21 protein-coding genes and 6 pseudogenes are annotated in these 16,534 nt (G+C 70.3%); 15 read left to right on the top strand and 12 right to left on the bottom strand.

What is annotated here, in order from left to right; genetic code table 11:
- Positions 1-7 precede the first annotated feature (7 nt).
- A complete protein-coding gene (locus tag ABIE67_RS34835) occupies positions 8-646 on the bottom strand; it encodes a (2Fe-2S)-binding protein (RefSeq protein ID WP_370265389.1) in 639 nt (212 codons plus the stop codon).
- A 346-nt stretch (positions 647-992) separates the two neighbouring features.
- On the opposite strand from ABIE67_RS34835, the pseudogene ABIE67_RS34830 reads away from it, so the two are divergent.
- Positions 993-1,706 (top strand): annotated as a pseudogene (locus ABIE67_RS34830) (NAD(P)-dependent alcohol dehydrogenase); the annotation flags it as partial.
- Between the two features lie 148 nt (positions 1,707-1,854).
- On the opposite strand, the pseudogene ABIE67_RS34825 reads toward ABIE67_RS34830, so the two are convergent.
- Positions 1,855-2,670, bottom strand: a pseudogene (locus tag ABIE67_RS34825) (transposase); the annotation flags it as partial.
- Positions 2,671-2,695: 25 nt separating this feature from the next.
- On the opposite strand from ABIE67_RS34825, the gene ABIE67_RS34820 reads away from it, so the two are divergent.
- Both ABIE67_RS34820 and ABIE67_RS34815 read left to right on the top strand, forming a co-directional pair.
- Positions 2,696-3,484 (top strand): IS3 family transposase, encoded by a 789-nt coding sequence (locus ABIE67_RS34820; RefSeq protein ID WP_370269241.1) that lies wholly within the window; start codon positions 2,696-2,698, stop codon positions 3,482-3,484.
- On the top strand, positions 3,448-3,663 hold the full coding sequence (locus ABIE67_RS34815) for an integrase core domain-containing protein (protein WP_370265388.1): 216 nt from the start codon (positions 3,448-3,450) through the stop codon (positions 3,661-3,663). The genes ABIE67_RS34820 and ABIE67_RS34815 overlap by 37 nt, the downstream gene beginning before the upstream one ends.
- Positions 3,664-3,843: 180 nt before the next feature.
- Here ABIE67_RS34815 and ABIE67_RS34810 read toward each other — a convergent pair whose 3' ends face one another.
- The 3 genes and pseudogenes from ABIE67_RS34810 to ABIE67_RS34800 form a co-directional block, all read right to left on the bottom strand.
- Positions 3,844-4,542, bottom strand: coding sequence for an MFS transporter (locus tag ABIE67_RS34810; RefSeq protein WP_370265386.1), 699 nt, complete (start codon positions 4,540-4,542; stop codon positions 3,844-3,846).
- Positions 4,543-4,577: 35 nt separating this feature from the next.
- Complete coding sequence (locus tag ABIE67_RS34805) at positions 4,578-5,093, bottom strand: cyclophilin-like fold protein (RefSeq protein WP_370265385.1); 516 nt, start codon at positions 5,091-5,093, stop codon at positions 4,578-4,580.
- Positions 5,094-5,109: 16 nt separating this feature from the next.
- Positions 5,110-5,780, bottom strand: a pseudogene (locus ABIE67_RS34800) (SDR family NAD(P)-dependent oxidoreductase).
- Between the two features lie 16 nt (positions 5,781-5,796).
- On the opposite strand from ABIE67_RS34800, the pseudogene ABIE67_RS34795 reads away from it, so the two are divergent.
- The 4 genes and pseudogenes from ABIE67_RS34795 to ABIE67_RS34780 form a co-directional block, all read left to right on the top strand.
- Positions 5,797-6,018, top strand: a pseudogene (locus ABIE67_RS34795) (short-chain dehydrogenase); the annotation flags it as partial.
- 30 nt (positions 6,019-6,048) lie between these two features.
- Positions 6,049-6,201: an alpha/beta fold hydrolase gene (locus ABIE67_RS34790; protein ID WP_370265383.1), complete on the top strand. Its 153-nt coding sequence runs from the start codon at positions 6,049-6,051 to the stop codon at positions 6,199-6,201.
- Positions 6,202-6,246: 45 nt separating this feature from the next.
- Entirely contained in the window at positions 6,247-6,594 is a 348-nt protein-coding gene (locus ABIE67_RS34785) for a hypothetical protein (RefSeq protein WP_370265381.1), read from the top strand.
- Positions 6,561-6,812: an alpha/beta fold hydrolase gene (locus ABIE67_RS34780; protein ID WP_370265380.1), complete on the top strand. Its 252-nt coding sequence runs from the start codon at positions 6,561-6,563 to the stop codon at positions 6,810-6,812. Before ABIE67_RS34785 ends, ABIE67_RS34780 begins: the two co-directional genes overlap by 34 nt.
- A 12-nt stretch (positions 6,813-6,824) precedes the next feature.
- Here the strand turns inward: ABIE67_RS34780 and ABIE67_RS34775 are convergent.
- From ABIE67_RS34775 to ABIE67_RS34765, 3 genes and pseudogenes are all read right to left on the bottom strand, one after another.
- Positions 6,825-6,956, bottom strand: a pseudogene (locus ABIE67_RS34775) (MFS transporter); the annotation flags it as partial.
- Between the two features lie 7 nt (positions 6,957-6,963).
- The gene (locus ABIE67_RS34770; protein WP_370265379.1) at positions 6,964-7,431 is read right to left on the bottom strand and encodes an ArsI/CadI family heavy metal resistance metalloenzyme; all 468 of its coding nucleotides are present in this window, start codon (positions 7,429-7,431) and stop codon (positions 6,964-6,966) included.
- A gap of 28 nt (positions 7,432-7,459) precedes the next feature.
- Complete coding sequence (locus ABIE67_RS34765) at positions 7,460-8,824, bottom strand: NAD(P)-binding domain-containing protein (protein ID WP_370265377.1); 1,365 nt, start codon at positions 8,822-8,824, stop codon at positions 7,460-7,462.
- Between the two features lie 105 nt (positions 8,825-8,929).
- On the opposite strand from ABIE67_RS34765, the gene ABIE67_RS34760 reads away from it, so the two are divergent.
- Positions 8,930-9,163 (top strand): FAD-dependent oxidoreductase, encoded by a 234-nt coding sequence (locus ABIE67_RS34760; protein ID WP_370269734.1) that lies wholly within the window; start codon positions 8,930-8,932, stop codon positions 9,161-9,163.
- Positions 9,052-9,990 carry a flavin-containing monooxygenase gene (locus tag ABIE67_RS34755; protein WP_370265375.1) on the top strand — a complete coding sequence of 313 codons (939 nt, stop codon included), beginning with the start codon at positions 9,052-9,054 and terminating at the stop codon, positions 9,988-9,990. Before ABIE67_RS34760 ends, ABIE67_RS34755 begins: the two co-directional genes overlap by 112 nt.
- A gap of 78 nt (positions 9,991-10,068) precedes the next feature.
- Here the strand turns inward: ABIE67_RS34755 and ABIE67_RS34750 are convergent, their stop codons facing one another.
- Positions 10,069-10,929 carry an MFS transporter gene (locus ABIE67_RS34750; protein ID WP_370265374.1) on the bottom strand — a complete coding sequence of 287 codons (861 nt, stop codon included), beginning with the start codon at positions 10,927-10,929 and terminating at the stop codon, positions 10,069-10,071.
- A 47-nt stretch (positions 10,930-10,976) separates the two neighbouring features.
- Between ABIE67_RS34750 and ABIE67_RS34745 the strand changes: the two genes are divergently transcribed.
- On the top strand, positions 10,977-11,177 hold the full coding sequence (locus tag ABIE67_RS34745; protein ID WP_370265372.1) for a hypothetical protein: 201 nt from the start codon (positions 10,977-10,979) through the stop codon (positions 11,175-11,177).
- A gap of 59 nt (positions 11,178-11,236) precedes the next feature.
- Here the strand turns inward: ABIE67_RS34745 and ABIE67_RS34740 are convergent, their stop codons facing one another.
- The gene (locus tag ABIE67_RS34740; RefSeq protein WP_370265370.1) at positions 11,237-11,584 is read right to left on the bottom strand and encodes an ArsR/SmtB family transcription factor; all 348 of its coding nucleotides are present in this window, start codon (positions 11,582-11,584) and stop codon (positions 11,237-11,239) included.
- Between the two features lie 85 nt (positions 11,585-11,669).
- On the opposite strand from ABIE67_RS34740, the gene ABIE67_RS34735 reads away from it, so the two are divergent.
- The 5 genes and pseudogenes from ABIE67_RS34735 (at position 11,670) to ABIE67_RS34715 (ending at position 14,546) form a co-directional block, all read left to right on the top strand.
- Positions 11,670-12,047 carry an ArsR/SmtB family transcription factor gene (locus ABIE67_RS34735; RefSeq protein ID WP_370265369.1) on the top strand — a complete coding sequence of 126 codons (378 nt, stop codon included), beginning with the start codon at positions 11,670-11,672 and terminating at the stop codon, positions 12,045-12,047.
- A gap of 66 nt (positions 12,048-12,113) precedes the next feature.
- Positions 12,114-12,542 carry a GNAT family N-acetyltransferase gene (locus ABIE67_RS34730; RefSeq protein WP_370265367.1) on the top strand — a complete coding sequence of 143 codons (429 nt, stop codon included), beginning with the start codon at positions 12,114-12,116 and terminating at the stop codon, positions 12,540-12,542.
- A 57-nt stretch (positions 12,543-12,599) separates the two neighbouring features.
- Complete coding sequence (locus tag ABIE67_RS34725) at positions 12,600-12,935, top strand: ArsR/SmtB family transcription factor (RefSeq protein ID WP_370265366.1); 336 nt, start codon at positions 12,600-12,602, stop codon at positions 12,933-12,935.
- On the top strand, positions 12,935-13,654 hold the full coding sequence (locus tag ABIE67_RS34720) for a cation transporter (protein ID WP_370265364.1): 720 nt from the start codon (positions 12,935-12,937) through the stop codon (positions 13,652-13,654). Before ABIE67_RS34725 ends, ABIE67_RS34720 begins: the two co-directional genes overlap by 1 nt.
- 76 nt (positions 13,655-13,730) lie before the next feature.
- Positions 13,731-14,546 (top strand): annotated as a pseudogene (locus ABIE67_RS34715) (sulfite exporter TauE/SafE family protein).
- A 123-nt stretch (positions 14,547-14,669) separates the two neighbouring features.
- Here the strand turns inward: ABIE67_RS34715 and ABIE67_RS34710 are convergent.
- Both ABIE67_RS34710 and ABIE67_RS34705 read right to left on the bottom strand, forming a co-directional pair.
- Positions 14,670-15,725 carry an ArsO family NAD(P)H-dependent flavin-containing monooxygenase gene (locus tag ABIE67_RS34710; RefSeq protein WP_370265362.1) on the bottom strand — a complete coding sequence of 352 codons (1,056 nt, stop codon included), beginning with the start codon at positions 15,723-15,725 and terminating at the stop codon, positions 14,670-14,672.
- A complete protein-coding gene (locus ABIE67_RS34705; RefSeq protein ID WP_370265361.1) occupies positions 15,722-16,513 on the bottom strand; it encodes an aquaporin in 792 nt (263 codons plus the stop codon). The genes ABIE67_RS34710 and ABIE67_RS34705 overlap by 4 nt, the downstream gene beginning before the upstream one ends.
- Between the last annotated feature and the right edge of the window lie 21 nt (positions 16,514-16,534).

Genomic DNA, 16,534 nt, shown 5'->3' with positions numbered 1-16,534 from the left:
CCGCTCCTTACTTCCGGGCGGCGGTCAGCTCGACCGCGCGCACGATCTTGACGTAGCAGCCACAGCGGCAGACGTTGCCGCTCATGTACTCCCGGATCTCCTCCGGCGAGTTGGTGTGGCCCTCCTGGATGCAGCCGACGCCGGACATGATCTGGCCCGGGGTGCAATACCCGCACTGGAAGGCGTCCTCGTCGATGAACGCCTGCTGCAGCGGGTGCAGTTCGTCGCCCTTGGCCAGGCCCTCGATGGTGGTGACCTCGGCGCCCCCCAGCCGCACGGCCAGCGTCAGGCAGGAGTTGACCCGCTGTCCGTCGACCAGCACCGTGCACGCCCCGCAGGCCCCGGCGTTGCAGCCCTTCTTGGAGCCGGTCAGGTCGAGGTGCTCGCGCAGCAGGTCAAGCAGCGACGTGCGGTTGTCCACCGTCACGGTCCGGCGGGTGCCGTTGACCGTCAGGGAGACCCGGCTGGAGGGCGCCGCCCCCGCGGCGGAAGCCTCCTCCGAGCCGGCGAGGAACGTCCCTCCGGCCACCACGGCACCGCCCACCACCACACCTGTGGCGATAACGGTACGCCGGCTGGGCCCCGAGGGGGACTCACCCGATTCGGTCGAGGGTGGAACAGCGGATTCAGAGAGGTCAGCAGACATACGTACGCCTTCGCATCACGGACGGGACAGACGTGAACAACAGCGGGGCAGCAGGCCTGGGATCAACGCCGCCGCGGGGAAAGGGCGACCGCGCGCCTTGGCAGCGGCGGCTGGTCACGACGGAAGTCTTGCATCACCGGCGACACTCGCGGCAGGGAGACTTTTATCCCCCCTTTGCCTTCTCGTGGTCTTCTACAGGACAAGGAGACGGTGAGCGTGCTGAATTCCTGCGGGTCTGATTCTTGAGGGCATGACACATTTCGCGGGCCGCCGGGAAAGAGCCTGACTCTGCCAGTGGTAGGAACCGCGAACGTAGGCACATTCCTGCCCTGGGTGTTTTCCCGGCGGGGGCATGATCCAGACGTACAACTACCTCGACAAGGACGGCCGGCCCACGTACGGCGGCTACCTCCAGAGGATCGTCGTCGACGAGAACTACGCCGTCCGCATCCCCGACGGCCTCTCCCTCGACGTGGCCGCCCCGCTGCTGTGCGCGGGCATCACCCTGTACTCCCGGCTCAAGCACTGGGGCGCCGGTCCCGGCAAGAAGGTCGCGATCGTCGGTCTGGGCGGTCTCGGCCACATGGGCGTCAAGATCGCGCACGCGCTGGGCGCCGAGGTCACCGTCCTTTCGCAGTCCCTGCGCAAGAAGGACGACGGCATCAAGCTGGGCGCCGACCACTACTACGCCACCAACGACCCGAAGACCTTCGAGGAACTGGCCGGCACCTTCGACCTCATCGTCTCCACGGTCTCGGCCCCGCTCGGCATCAGCGCGTTCGTGAACCTGCTGAAGATCGAGGGCGCCCTGGTGAACGTGGGCGCCCCCGAGGAGCCCGTCTCCGTCAACGTCTTCCCGCTGATCATGGGCCGCAGGTCGATCGCCGGCTCCGCCATCGGCGGCATCGCCGAGACCCAGGAGATGCTGGACTTCTGCGCGGAGCACGGCTTCGGCGCCGAGATCGAAGTGATCGCCGCGTCCGAGATCAACGAGGCGTACGAGCGGCTGCTGGCGGGCGACTTCCGGTACCGGTTCGTGATCGACACCGCGACGATCTGACCTCGGATTCACTCGTTCCCGAGATGGCCGATGCTGGGCAGGCCGAGGGCCCGAGTGCCGTCTCGGGTGGACGCCGGGTTCCACTGCTCCGGACTGGGACGTTCTCTCGTAGGACCAGGAGAACCGCTGGTCAGCCGGGGTTTGGCAGGAGTGCGATCCGGACGATCTCCAGCCAGACCTCGTTCTGTGCGGTGTCGTGCAGGGGGAAGGTTCCGCAGGCCGGTCGCCCGGGTGGCCAGGATCCGGTCTTCCGCGCGGGCCCGCAGCCGGTGACGTAGCTCGAGTTCCGCGATCGGACGGTCGACGGTGTTGGTGGCCAAGCAGGTGATCCGCATGCCGTCCGCGTCGATGATCCGCAACTGAGCCCCGGGGTGGGGTCGTTCCTTGCGGACGATCAGCCGCATGCCCTTCGGCCAGCCATCCAGCAGGTCCCCGGTGAGTTCGGCGACCCAGGCCCCGTCACGGACCTCGCTGTCTGACTCGACCGCGGGCGTCCAGGCCGCGACCGGAATCTTGAGAACGTGCTGGTGGATGGCCTCGGTGATCACCATGCCGAACGAGTAGGACAGCCACCGCCCGCGCTGGGCGAGCGGGGCCACGAACTCATGGGTTCCGCCCGCGGAATCACAGCGGATCAGAGTCCGTCGGCCCCGCCGGTACTTCTTCGGCAGTTGGGCCAGGGCGAGGCGGGCGGTAGCGATGTGGTCGGCGGCTGTGTTCGATCCCGCGTTCCCGGGACGCAGGAGGGCTGCGACGGGTTCGCCGGTTCCTCCAGGGCCGTGGTCGACGAACCCCGTCAGCCGGTGGTGGCCATAGGTCTTCTTCCAGGTCGGGGCCGCGTCCTGCTTGTCCGAGTGGGCCAGGACGAGAACTCGTCCAGGCCCACGGTCACCTGCCCGCCGGCATCCGGAGCCCGGTCCGCGGCCAACGCCCATACATGAGCTCGGACTTCGGAACGTGCGGCGGGCGAACGAGATCCTCAAGGCGGCATCGGCTTTCTTCGCGGCCGAGCTCGACCGGCCATCGAAGCGCTCGTAGCGTTCATCGACGAGTTCAAGGAGGTGTTCGGAGTCGAGCCGATCTGCCGAGTCCTGACCAGCCACGGACTGAAGATCGCGACGAGCACCTACTACGCCGCAAAGAACCGCACGCCCAGCACCCGAACAGTCCGCGACACCGAACTGAAGACGCAGATCAGCCGCGTCCACACGGACAACTTCAGCGTCTACGGGGCCAGGAAAGTCTGGCGGCAACTGCATCGCGAAGGCATACCGGTGGCCCGCTGCACCGTCGCCCGGCTGATGCGTGACCTGGGCCTGGAGGGCGTTCGGCGAGGGAAGAAGATCCGCACCACCGTCCGGGACGACGGCCCTGATCGGGCAGCTGATCTGCTGCAACGCGACTTCACGGCGTCCCGGCCGAACGAGAGATGGGTCGCGGACTTCACCTATGTCGCCACCTGGTCCGGGATCGTCTACGTCGCGTTCGTCGTGGACCTGTTCTCCCGGGCGATCGTGGGCTGGTCCGCCGCCACCAGCAAGCCGCCCAAGGTCGTCCTCAACGCCCTCGGCATGGCCCTGTGGCGTCGAGACCGCTCCGGAACTCCGCTGGACCGGGCCTCGTTCATCATTCGGATGCCGGCAGCCAATACACGTCTTTCGCGTTCACCGCGCACTTCATCGAGGCGGGTATCGACGCCGCCTCGATCGGCACCGTCGGCGACGCCCTGGACAACGCGCTCATGGAATCCCAGATCAGCCTCTACAAGACAGAGTTGATCAAGCCCCGCAGGCCCTGGCACGGCCTCGCCGACGTCGAACTCGGCACCGCGGAATGGGTCGACTGGTTCAACAACCAGCGCCTCCACACCGCGATCGGAGACATCCCACCCCACGAGCACGAGACCTACCACTACGCTCAACACCAGCCCCAACTGGCGGCTGGAGTCAACGCATAGAGCCTCCACCGATCCCGGAGCGGTTCAACGGCGGTGGTGCGGCCGATGCCGGAGCCGGCTCCGGTCACGAAGGCCGCCTTGCCGGTGAAGGCCGCGCTGGTCACGGTCATGGGGCGGATTCCTCTCGCTTGCTGGTACGTCGTGGGGTTCGTATCGGCAGGACCCGGATCGGGGCTTGCGTCAGTGCTGTGACGGCACCTGCGCGGGTTCGTCGCCTCGCGCGTGGGTGTGAGCGCTGCTCCGGGCCACGATCCGCCCCTTGTTGGGGGTGTCGTGGACGGCGAGGGCGATCAGCGGGAGGAGGGTGAGGGCCGCGATGACGGTGCCGACCAAGGGCGGGCCGGTCAGGCCGAGGGAGGAGTCCAGGGCCGTACCGGCGATCGCCGAGCCGGCGGCGATGCCGGTGGTGGTCAGCGCCGAGGTGAGGGTCGGAGCATCGCCCGCGAAGCGCATGGCCAGGGCGGTGACGACCGGGTTGACCGTGAAGCCGGTCAGGCCCATGAGAAAGACGAGGAGAGTGGCCGTCACCGGGGTGCCGGACAGCGGGATCATCAGGAGCAGGACCAGGGCGGTGGCCGCGGCGGCCGTGATGGTGGTGGCCATCGGGCGGCGGTCGCCTAGACGGCCTCCGGTGGTGGTGCCGCCCAGGGCTCCGACGCCGAAGGCGATGAGGACGAGCGGTACGGCGCCTTCCGGGATGCCGGCGCGGTAGGTCAGCAACGGGGTGACGTACGTGTACGTCGCCAGGACGCCGCCCATGATCAGCATCGCGGCGCCGAGCGCCAGCCACAGCCGACCCTGGCGCAGAGCCCGGACCTCGGCCCGGAGGGATACCTCGGCGCGCTGCTCCCGGGCCGGGATGAAGCGGCCGATGAACACGGCGGCAAACCCGGGGGAGCGAAGGGTCGGGCCGGTCAGGGAGCGGCTTCGATGGTGATTTCCTCGGCGGTGGCGAGCTGCTCGGTGCCGCCGGTCTTCATCAGCCCGACGGGGACCACACCGGTGGCGTAGGGGGCGTCTCGGTAGTAAGTGGCCAGGGTGCCCCAGGGCTCGTAGTAGGCGAGATCACCGACCTGAGGGTCGGCGCCTTCCGGGGCCCCGGTGGTGGACAGCTCGTGCGGCAGGTCGGCGATCTTCTCGGCCTGGTTGAAGTCGCGCAGAGACGAGGTGAGAGGGAGCTGGGCGGCGAAGTCGCGGGCAGTGGCGCTGTCGTTCAGGGTGGCGTCGAAGCGGTGGCCGTTGATGGTGAGCCGGATGTTCATGGCGGTAGTCCTGGCGGACGGTGAGGTGGCGGCCGGGGCTGTCGAAGCCCGCGGCGACGCGGGCTTCGACGAGGACGATGGGGAGTCGTTGGTGCAGGCGGTCACGGCCAGCAGCAAGGCGGCGGCCGGGACCACACGGGCGAGAGTCCGCAGGGGTGCCGGGTTCACGAGGTCGTCCAGGGGATTAGTCAGGCAGGGGCTCGGCGTAGTGGCGGAAGCCGTCCCGCAGCTGGTGGATGTCGAGCAGGGGCTGGGCCAGGACGTCGGGGCTGCTGTGCTCGGCGTCGGGCCGGATGGCTCCGGAGATGATCAGCTGGGCCACGTGGATGTTCTCCGGGGCGAGCGCGTCGTGGAGCATGCGGGCGTAGGCGCTCTCGGCGGCAAACGCGATCGAGGTGCCGGCGACTTTCGGGTTGGGGCGTGCGTACGGCGCTGGAGCCGTTGACGAACAGCAGGGTGCCGCGGCCCAGGGCGCGCATGTCGGGCAGAACGGCGTTCACTGCGGGGACCGGGCCCTTGACGGAGAAGGACAGGGGTGCGTCGAGGTCGTCGGCGCTGGTGTCGAGGACCGGCTTCATGAAGTCGGGGCGGGGCACGGGGCTGTACTGGAGGATCTCGATGGGCCCCAGGGCTTCGGCGGCCGCGTTCAGGGTTGTGGCCAGGGACTCGGTGTCGAGAACGTCGGCGGTGAAGCTGCGAGCCTGGATGTTGTCACGGGCGAGTTCGGCCGTGAGGTCGTCGAGCTTCTCCCGCGTTGCGGGCGATGAGGGCGACGGTGTGGCCGGCGGCTCCGAAGCGGCGGGCGGTGGCAAGCCCCAGGTCAGGGCCGGTGCCGACGAGGGCGAAGGTCGTCATGGTGAGTCCTTGTGTGCCGCGCGGCATCGCGGTGACGGGACTCCACGTGGCGTATGTGGACACCGACATGACGTCCGGTATCGACGCGCCCAAGGCCGACCCCCGCGACGTAGCCGTGGCCGCGCTCGACGGCATCGAGGCGGGGGCGCACGAAGTGCTGGCCGACGACACCACCCGCTGGGTCAAGTCGCAGCTGTCCGGCGACCTGGAAGCCCTCTACGCCCAGCTGAAGCAGTAGCAGGCACAGACGCATTTCAAGGAACCCCTCGTGGAAAGTCCGCCAACCCACCGCTTCGTCGACGTGAACGGGGTCAGGCTGCACATCGCCGAGCAGGGGCAGGGGCCGCTGGTCCTGCTGCTGCACGGTTGGCCCGAGAGCTGGTACTCCTGGCGTCACCACTCCACCTCGTCGGCGACGTGATCGCCCTGATCGAGGAACTGGGGGGGGGAGGAACAGGCGGTCGTCGTGGGGCACGACTGGGGTGCCCCCGTTGCCTGGACCGCGGCAATGCTGCGCCCGGACAAGGTCCGTGCAGTGGCCGGGCTCAGCATTCCTCCCATCCTGCCCGGCGGGATGGTCCGCCCTCGATCACCCGCGCCCAGTACGGCGAGGGTTTCTACCAGGTCTACTTCCAGCAACCGGGAGTCGCCGACGCCGAGTTCGCCAAGGACATCCCGAACTTCTTCCGCCGCCTCCTGGTCGGCGCCTCGGGCGACAACCCGCTCGGCAGGAAGCCCCGCCCGCTGGTCATACCCGCCGGCCTGGGCCTCCTGCACACCATGCCGGAGTCGCCCGCTCTCCCGGCCTGGCTGACGGAGGAGGACATTCAGGCGTACGCCGAGGACTTCGCCCTGCACGGCGATCAGGCGTTCACCGGAGCCTTCAACTGGTACCGGAACATCGAACGCGACAACGAACTGCTCGCGCCCTTCCAGGGGCGCGGGATCGACGTCCCCGCGCTGTACGTGGTGGGAGACCGCGACATGGTCACCTCACCTCATTGCGCGCCCCGGGCGAAGACAGCTCGCTGAGCGAAAAGCTCCAAGGACCGGGAAGGCGTAGTAGACGATGCCCCAGCTGGTGATCTGAGTGGCGCAGGGGGCGGGCAGGGCGGCGCGAGGCCGCGACCGGTCTCCCGTTCCGGTCGCGGCCTGGCTGGTGTGAAGGTCGGTCATCGGCGGATCAGCAGCAGCCGCCCGCGGCGACGGGTTCCTTCGCGCCGTCGGTCTCGGCCGTCGTCGGGTCGGCGCAACAGGTGCTGCCCTGCTGCTTGGCCAGGGAGTCGGCGTCGGCCTTGACGACGTACACCTCCCAGGGCTCCTGGCCGGGGCCGTGCACCCAGACCTTGTCCTGCAGGGCGTAGCAGCAGGTGGTGTCGTTCTCGACGCCGGTGGCCAAGCCTTCTCCGCTGAGACGAGCGGTGGCCGCGTGGACCGCCTCGGTGCTCTCCACCTCGACGCCGAGATGGTCCATGCGGGTCGCCTCGTCCGCCACTCCCTCGATCAGGACGAGCTTGAGCGGGGGCTCGGCTATGGCGAAGTTGGCGTAGCCGTCGCGGAGTTTGGCGGGTTCGGTGCCGAAGAGCTTGCTGTAGAAGGCGACGGACGCGTCGAGATCCGGGACGCGGAGGGCGAGCTGTACGCGGGACATGGCGAACCTCCTGGTGTGGGTGCGGGGTTCAGCAGCCGCCGGATGTGGAGGCCGGGGCGCCGAGGCCGATCTGAAGGGTGGCGGGGGCGGCGCAGCATCCGCCGCCGGACTGCTCGGCGTTCTCCGGCTCGTCGAACAGGCCCGCGCCGCCGCAGACCCCGGTCTCCGGAAGGGTCAGCTCAACGCGCTCGGCGGCCTCCCGATCGCCGGCGATCGCGGCGGTGATGGAGCGGACCTGCTCGTAGCCGGTCATGGCAAGGAAGGTCGGGGCGCGGCCGTAGGACTTCATGCCGACCAGGTAGACGTCCTGCTCGGGGTGGGAGAGCTCGTTGACGCCGTGCGGGTAGACCGTGCCGCAGGAGTGGACGTTGGGGTCGATCAACGGGGCCAGGGCCGTCGGGGCCTGGAGGCGTTCGTCGAGGCCGAGGCGGAGCTCGGAGAGGAAGGAGAGGTCCGGGCGGAGGCCGGTCAGGACGATGACCTCGTCGATGGGGTCCGTGCGGCGGCCGTCCTCGGACTCGAGGACCAGTCGGTCACCGTCGTACGAGACGGCCTGCGTGCGGAATCCGGTGATCGCGCTCGCGTGACCGGCCTCGACAGCCGCCTTGGCGCTCAGGCCGAGGGCGCCACGGGCGGGGAGTTGGTCGGCCTCGCCGCCGCCGTAGGTGTTGGCGCCGATGCCGCGGCGCAGGATCCACACCGCGTGGGTTCCCTCTTCCTCCTTCGCGAGGTCGGCGAGGAGGGCGAGGGCGGTGAAGGCGGAGGCTCCGGAGCCGATGACCGCGGTGCGCCTGCCCGCGTAACGGACGCGTACGGCCGGGTCGTTGAGGTCCGGGACGCGGTAGGAGATGTGGTCGGCGACGGCCTTCTCGCCGAGGGCGGGGAGACCGTCGGCGCCCATCGGGGAGGGGGTGGTCCAGGTGCCGGAGGCGTCGATGACGGCGCGGGCAGTGATCCGCTCCTCGCGGCCGTCCGCGGTCTCGATGTGCACGGTGAAAGGCTGCTCGTCGCGGCCGGAGTCGACGATCCGGTCGCGTCCGGCGCGGGCGACGCCGGTCACCTGGGCGCCGTAGCGGACCTTGTCGCCGAGCGCGTCGGCGAGCGGCTGCAGGTATTGCTGGGCCCAGTCGCCGCCGGTCGGGTAAGCGGCGGCGTCGGGGCGGATCCAGCCGGTCGGGGCCAGGAGCTTCTCCGCGGCCGGGTCGATGACCTCGCCCCAGGTGGAGAACAGGCGGACGTGCGACCACTCGCGCACGGCGGCACCCGCAGCCGGGCCGGCCTCCAGGACCAGGGGTTCGAGGCCGCGCTCGACGACATGGGCGGCGGCAGCCAGGCCGGTCGGTCCGGCTCCGATGACCACGACAGGCAGCTGGTCGATGGTGGGCGCGCTCACTGGATTCCCCTTTGTTTCGACATCCGTCGATCCCCTGCGCCGCCAAGCATGGCACCTGTATCGATAGACGTCAACATAGACATTCATCGAATCTGGGAGCTGTGCATGGAACGCGTGGATGTAGCCGTGATCGGGGCAGGCCAGGCCGGTCTGACCTCGGCGCATGCTCTGAGTCGGCAAGGGCTGGTGCCGGTGGTTCTGGAGGCGTCCGATCTGCCCGCCGGATCATGGCCGCGCCACTGCGACAGCCTCACGCTCTTCTCTCCCGCCGGATACAGCTCGCTGCCGGGCTTGCCGTTCGGCGGAGACCGGGATCGATATCGCACCGGGACGAGGTGATCGCCTACCTCCAGCGGTACGCCGACCAGCTGGACGCCGACATCCGCACCCAGACGCGCGTGCGCGAAGTCGGCTATGGCGATGGCGTGTTCCGGCTGAGCCTGGAGGGCGGCGGCGAGCTGGAGGCGCGTGCCGTGGTCGCGGCCACCGGCACCTTCGGGCGCCCCTACCTCGCTGACCTTCCGGGCCTGGAGGGCTACGCGGGAACGGTGCTGCACGCCGCCGACTACCGCGTACCCGAGCCGTTCACCGGACAGCGCGTCGTGGTCGTCGGTGCAGGGAACTCCGCGGTGCAGATCGCCACCGAGATCGCCGAGCGGGCCCAGGTGACGCTGGCGGCGCGGCATCCCGTCCGGTTCGCCCGCCGGCAGACGCTGGGGCGAGACCTGCACTGGTGGCTGACCCGCACGGGCCTCGACACGCTGCCCATCGGCCGGTTCCTGCGCACCCCGCCGACCCAACTGGTCATCGACGACGGCCGCTACCGCGCCGCTGTCGCCGCCGGACGACCGGACCGGCGCCCGCTGTTCACCGGCATCAGCGACACCAAGGTCATCTGGTCCGACGGCAGCGCTGAGGAGGTCGACACTGTCCTGCTGGCCACCGGCTACCGGCCCGCCCGACCTGGGCTATCTCGCCCCGCTCGGCGCCCTCGACGAATCCGGGCATCCGCGCCATCGCGAGGGCATGTCGCTCACACACCCGGGACTGGCCTACGTCGGCCTGGAGTGGCAGCGCAGCCTGTCCTCGAACTCCCTGCGCGGAGTGGGCCGGGACGCCGTCCGGACAGCGCGGCACGGCGCGGCCCACCTGACCCGCTTCGGTGAGGCGGGACGAGCCGACTGAGGTCCGGACACCTCCAGAAGGCACCCTCAAGGCAGAAGCGGCCGTGCGGAGCCGGGGGTTCATGACCGGTTGGACCGGGCGAGCGTCGCGGCTGCTCCCGTAGCCATCAACGCGACAACAGCGGCGACCGCCCCGTAGCCGAAGGCATCGACTACGGGGCCGCCGATCAGGGGAGCGGCCAGGTAGCCCAGGATGCCGATCTGGGACCACAGAACCATGGCCGTCACGATGCGCTGCGGGGGTACGGCGTCGAGGAGCACACCGGTCGCTCCGGTGTCGGCCAGCCCGATACCGGCCCCCGCGACGGCGAGCGCCGCGATCCATACGGGTACGGCCGTACTGGCTCCGGCGAGCGCGAAGCCGCTGACCACCAGCACGGTGGAGACCAGCAGCATCGCCCGCGGCGGCCACCGTGCCGCCGCTGCTCCCGCGACCGCCACCATGACCGATGTCGCCGCATACAGCACCCCGATCTGAGACTGGCCCAACTTCGTGCCGAAGTGGAGCGGCAGCACCCCTTCGAGCGTGCCGAGCGCCAGCACGGCAAAGGCGAGGGCCACGACTGCCGCCCGGAATCCGGGTGAGCGCAGAGCGCGACGGTCGGGGGCGAACGCGCCCGCCGTCGCAGGAAGCCGGAGCGTCAACACGGGCACGAGCGCGAGGAGGACGAGGGCGAGGTAAGCGACGAAGGGGCCACGCACCCCGTGGATCGCCCCGAGCAGCGGGCCCAGCAGGCTGCCGGCCGAGTAGGCGGCGTAGATGCGGCTCACGCACAGGTATTCCTGCCCCGGCCAGGCAGCCAGGGTGGCGAAGGTGATCCCCAGCCACAGACACCCGGAGCCCATCCCCGTCACCAGACGGGAGACGGCCAAGACGGCCAGGTCCGCGCCGAAGACGAACCCCCAGGCTGCCCGCCGCAACCAGCACCAGCCCCACCGTCAGCAGTCGCGCCGGGCTACTGCGCTGGATGACGACCCCGCCCAGTGCGAAGCCCACGACCATCCCCAACGGGAAGGCCGCGACCATCATCCCCAGCGGGAACGCCGCGACCATCATCCCCAGCGCGGTGGCACCGGCCCCGGTCTGCGCGGTCAGGCCAGGGAGCACCGGCGCGATCACGCTGTATCCGGCCGCGTCCAGCGCGCCCAGCCCCAGCAGCAGGGCATAGACCGCCCCCGAACGCATCGGCGCCCGCTCCGCCTGCCCGACACCAGCGCTCATGGCCCGCTACGCCGGCGCCCGCGCGCCGCACCGCTTGCGTTCCGGGCCGGCGCGGGGCGCCCCATGACGACATCGGCCGCCGAAGGGGAAAGCGTGGACGCACTCCTCGTTCAGCCGGTACCAACTGGACGCACCTTTCCGCTCGACCAGCACGAAGCCCACCTCCGCCAGCCCCTTGAGGTGACGCGAGACCGTCGACTGCCCCACCTCCACGGCCTCGACGTTCTGCCGCACCGTCATGGGCTCACCGCTGCGCGCCGGCAGCGTCACAACCTGAATGCGCGTGGCGTCGGCCAGCGCCTTGAACCAGCTCGCGTACCGCTCGGCCTCGGAGCGTTCCAGAAAGTCTTTCATCGACAATCGACGACAATCGACGAGCTGGCCATGCGATCCCCTGCCACCCCTCGCCTACTAGTTCGACATGTGTCAACATAGATGTATGTCGAATACGAGGGTGCTGCCGCTGCTGGAACCCGAGACCCCCGAGGCCGTGGTGCCGTGCTGCCCTCCGCTCACGGAGCGCCCGCTGACCGCCGACGAGGCCGAGAAGACGGCCCGGATGTTCAAGGCGCTCGGCGACCCGGTGCGGCTGCGGCTGTTCTCGGCCGTGGCCTCACATGAGGGCGGCGAAGCGTGCGTGTGCGACATCTCCGACGTCGGCGTGTCCCAGCCGACCGTCTCCCACCACCTGAAGAAGCTCAAGGAAGCCGGCCTGCTCAGCTCCGAGCGGCGCGGCACCTGGGTGTACTACCGCGTCGAGCCGTCAGTGCTCGCCGCGATGGGCAAGCTGCTGACGAGCGCCTCGATCGCGGCCTGAACTCTCTGCTCGACGCCGCGCACAACTGATTCGAGGCGCGGCTCAGCGACCGCACGGAGGCCGGACATGACCAACCTCGACGACGCTTACCGACTGACCGCGGGTGTGCCGTCCACCGAGACCTATCGCCGCCTGCGCACCGAAGCCGACCTCTCGGACAAGGCCCCCGAAGCGGTCGCGCTCGCCCTATCCAACACCTGGCACGGGGTGGTCCTCCACCACGAGGAGGAGCCCATCGGCATGGGGCGGATCATCGGCGACGGCGGCACCGCGTTCCAGATCGTCGACATCCGCGTACTCCCCGCCCACCAGGGGCGCGGCCTCGGCAGACGTATCATGGCCGCGCTCACCGAGGAGCTGGAGCGCCGGGCGCCCGCCACGGCCTACGTCTCCCTCATCGCGGACGGGCCCGCGCGCTTCCTCTACGAGAGGTTCAGCTTCGCCGACACCGCCGAGCACGACTCGATCGGCATGTACCGGGTGATGGGTGCCTGAGCTCGCCTTCAACAGTCCAGACTTTCCTGAATTCAGGATTCTCTGTATTCTCATCGTGTGCTGACCGTTGCCTCCGACATCGACGTGCTGGCCCGCTTCGGCCGCGCGCTCGCCGACCCCATCCGCTGCCGGATCCTGCTCGCCCTGCGCCAGGCGCCGGCCTACCCGGCCGATCTCGCCGATGCCCTCGGCATCTCCCGCACCCGGCTCTCCAATCACCTGGCCTGCCTGCGGGACTGCGGCCTGGTCGTCACCGTGCCCGACGGCCGCCGTACCCGCTACGAACTCGCCGACGAACGCCTCGGCCACGCCCTGGACGATCTGCGTGCCGCGGTGGTCGCGGTGGAGGCGGACAAGACCTGCCCGGACGCGGCGTCGAAGGGCTGCTGCTGATGACCGCGATATCCCTCGGCCCCTCCCCGGCCCGCCGCGAGACGCTCACCCGCCGAATACGCCTGCTGGTCACCGCGACGATCACCTACAACGCCATCGAGGCGGCCGTCGCCCTCACCGCCGGCACCCTCGCCTCGTCCACCGCCCTGATCGGCTTCGGCCTGGACTCCGTCATCGAGGTCTCCTCCGCCGCCGCGGTCGCCTGGCAGTTCTCCGCCCGCGAGCACGCCGTACGCGAAGCACGAGAGCAGACCACGCTGCGGATCATCTCGGTGTCGTTCTTCGCTCTCGCCGTCTACGTCACCGTCGATGCCGTCCGCGCCCTGACCGGCACCGGCGAAGCCGAACGCTCCCTGACCGGCATCGTCCTTGCCGCCCTCTCCCTGGCGGTGATGCCGTTCCTGTCCGCGGCTCAGCGGCGTGCCGGACGTGAACTCGGCTCCGCCTCCGCGGTCGCCGACTCCAAACAGACCCTGCTGTGCACCTACGTCTCCGCCGTACTCCTGGCCGGCCTGATCCTCAACGCCACTCTCGGCTGGTCCTGGGCCGACCCCGTCGCCGCCCTGGCCATCGCCGTCATCGCGGCCAAAGAAGGACGCGACGCCTGGCAGGGCAACGGCTGCTGCGCCCCGACCACCGCACCCGCTCCCACCCCGTCGCACGATGACGCGCTCGCGGACGCGTGCGGCTGCCGGCCAGGCTGCACCTGCTGCTCGTGAACATCGCGTTGCGGGAGGGACCCACAGCCGCTCGACACACCGATACTGACCAATCGGGCGACGGGCGGGGGCGACGGTGGACTGGGCAGTGCCGGGAGGGCTGGCCTCCGGTCTGCTGATCGCGACCGTGACCGCCCCGGTCGGGGTGTCCGGCGCGGTGTTCCTGCTCCCGGTCCAGTTGAGCGTCTTCGGCGTGCCCAACCCGGCCATCACGCCGACCAACCTGCTGTTCAACGTCGTTGCCGGACCCGGCGCCCTGTGGCGCTACCGCCACGACGGCGCCCTGCGCGGCGACCTCGCCCGACGTCTGGTGCTGGGCACACTGCCCGGCGTCGCCCTCGGCGCCGCCATCCGCGTCTACGCCCTCCCCGGCCCGGACGTCTTCCGGCTCCTGATCGCCACCCTGCTGCTGCCGCTCGGCCTGTGACTGACCCTGCGCACCCTCACCCCCGGCCGCCATCGCCCGCCGCCCGCGGGCGAGTTGCCCGCACGGAGCCTCACCGCCCTCGTCCTGGCGGTCGGAGTCGTCGGCGGCATCTACGGCATCGGCGGCGGCTCCCTGCTCGGCCCGATCCTCGTCGGACGCGGCCTGCCCGTCGCCCACGTCGCCCCGGCCGCACTCGCCGCCACCTTCGCCACCTCCCTCGTCGGCGCCGCCACCTTCGCCACCTCCCTCGTCGGCGCCGCCGCCTACACGCCGCTGTCCCTCGCCAGCAGCGGAGACGTCGCCCCCGACTGGTGGCTCGGCCTCGCCTGCGGCACCGGCGGACTGATCGGCGGCTACCTCGGCGCCCACCTCCAACCCCGCCTGCCCGAACGAGCCCTACGCCTCCTCCTCGGCACGCTCGCCACCGTCCTCGGCGCCCTGTACGCCGCCCAGACCCTGAACTGAGCCCCAGCGCAGGCGAGCCCCACACGGCCTCCGGGTCTGGCCCTGGAGGATCCGACGGACTCGCGGGCCTGCCGCTGAGACCGCTCGCTCAGCCTCGGTCGCCGCGGAAAGGCGGCCGGTGCCCTACGCGAGCAAGCCGGCGATCTCCCTGGCTGCCTCGCGGGCGGGACGGCCGACGCCGATGAGGGTGGCAGAGGCGGGCCCGGTCCAGTCGCCGTAGCCGAGCAGGTGCAGGCGCGGCTCCTCCACTGCGCGGGTGCCCTCCGTGGCGATGTGCCCTCGTCGGCCGCGGAGTTGGAGCGGGGCCAGGTGGGACAGGGCGGGTCGGAAGCCCGTGCACCAGATGATCGCGTCAGCCTCGGCACGGGTACCGTCGGCCCATTCAACGCCGCCGGGAACCAGCCTGGCGAACATCGGGCTCGCCTTGAGCAGACCCCGATCCCGAGCCTCGCGCACAGGCGGTACGGCGACGATGTCGCCGAGCGACGCCACGCCGCCCGTGTCCGTACTCCCCTCGTCGAGGGCGCGGCGGCGGGCGGTGGCCGCGTCGAACAGGGCACGGCCGTCGATGTCGTCGGCCAGATAGCGGGGCGGGCGCTGGGTGACCCAGTTCAGCTCGGCGTCGTAGGCCAGGTCGGCGGCGATCTGAGCACCGGAATTGCCACCACCGACCACCACGACGCGCTGTCCGGCGAAGTCACTCGGGCTGCGGTACTCCACCGTGTGCAGCTGACGCCCCTCGAACACCCCACGCCCTGGTACCGCGGGGAGGAAAGGGCGCCACCATGTGCCGGTCGCGCTGATCACGGCGCGGGCATGCCAGGTACCGGAGTCGGCCTCCACGCGCAGGTGTTCAGCGTCCCGGTGCACGCCGAACACCTGCACCGGTCGCTCGATCGGCAGCTCGTAGCGCTTCTCGTAGTCCCGCAGATACGCCATCACGTGGTCGGCATCCGGGTACTCCTCTCCCGCCTGCGGCGGCATGAGCCGTCCCGGCAGCGAGGAGAAAGCCGCAGGCGAGAAGAGGTGGAGCGAGTCCCACGTGTGCTGCCAGGCACCCCCTGCGGCAGCCTGGGCGTCGAGGATGACGAAGTCGATGCCGAGGCGGCGCAGGTGGTAACCGGCGGCGAGGCCGGACTGGCCGCCGCCAATGACCACCACTTGCGTACTACGGGTCATTCAGCGGACCGGCCATGCACGAAGATGAGCGCTACCAGCGCCAGACCGACGGCCCCGCCTACGAGTTGAGCTCCGATGAAGCCCAGCAGCGAGCCCGGCGCAATACCCGCGAACGTGTCGCTAAAGGTACGGCCGATCGTCACCGCCGGGTTGGCGAAGGACGTGGAGGACGTGAACCAGTACGCGGCGCCGATGTACGAGGCCACCGCCACCGGCGCGAACCGCAGCTGATTCGTGCGGGCCAGGCCGAAGATCAGCAGGATCAGCCCAGCGGTGGCCACCACCTCGCCCAGCAGCAGATGCCCGGCCGAGCGGTCGTGTGTCGACCACTCCACCAAGGGCTTGCCGAACATCGCGTCCGCCAGGATCGCGCCCGCAATCGCACCGACAACCTGTGCGGGGACGTACACCGCGACCTCGCGAGCCGTGACACCGTCGCCGCCCCGTCGGGCCGTCCACCACTCGGCCAGCGTGACCACAGGGTTGAAGTGCGCGCCTGACACCGGGCCGAGCAGCAGGATCAGGATGCCGAGCCCGAAGACGGTGGCGATCGAGTTGGCCAGCAACTGCACCCCCACGTCCTGCGTCAGCTCGGTCGCCTGGATGCCGGAGCCGACCACGACGGCGACCAAGAGAGCGGTGCCGAGGAGTTCGGCCGCGGCCCTGGAAGTCAGCGGGGTACGCGGCGGGGTGGCACCCGGCGCGGGCTGGGGCTCATGCCCGGGAGCGGCGGAGGCTGCGGCGGCCTCCCCGGCTCTGTCGTGCTCGGCAGCCTCGGTGGCGGTCAACAGGACTCCTTCATTGCAGTC

It is taken from the genome of Streptomyces sp. V4I8, assembly GCF_041261225.1.
Lineage (GTDB): Bacteria > Actinomycetota > Actinomycetes > Streptomycetales > Streptomycetaceae > Streptomyces.
Note: the sequence above shows the minus strand (reverse complement) of the source record. Positions and strands in the feature narration are given on the sequence as shown.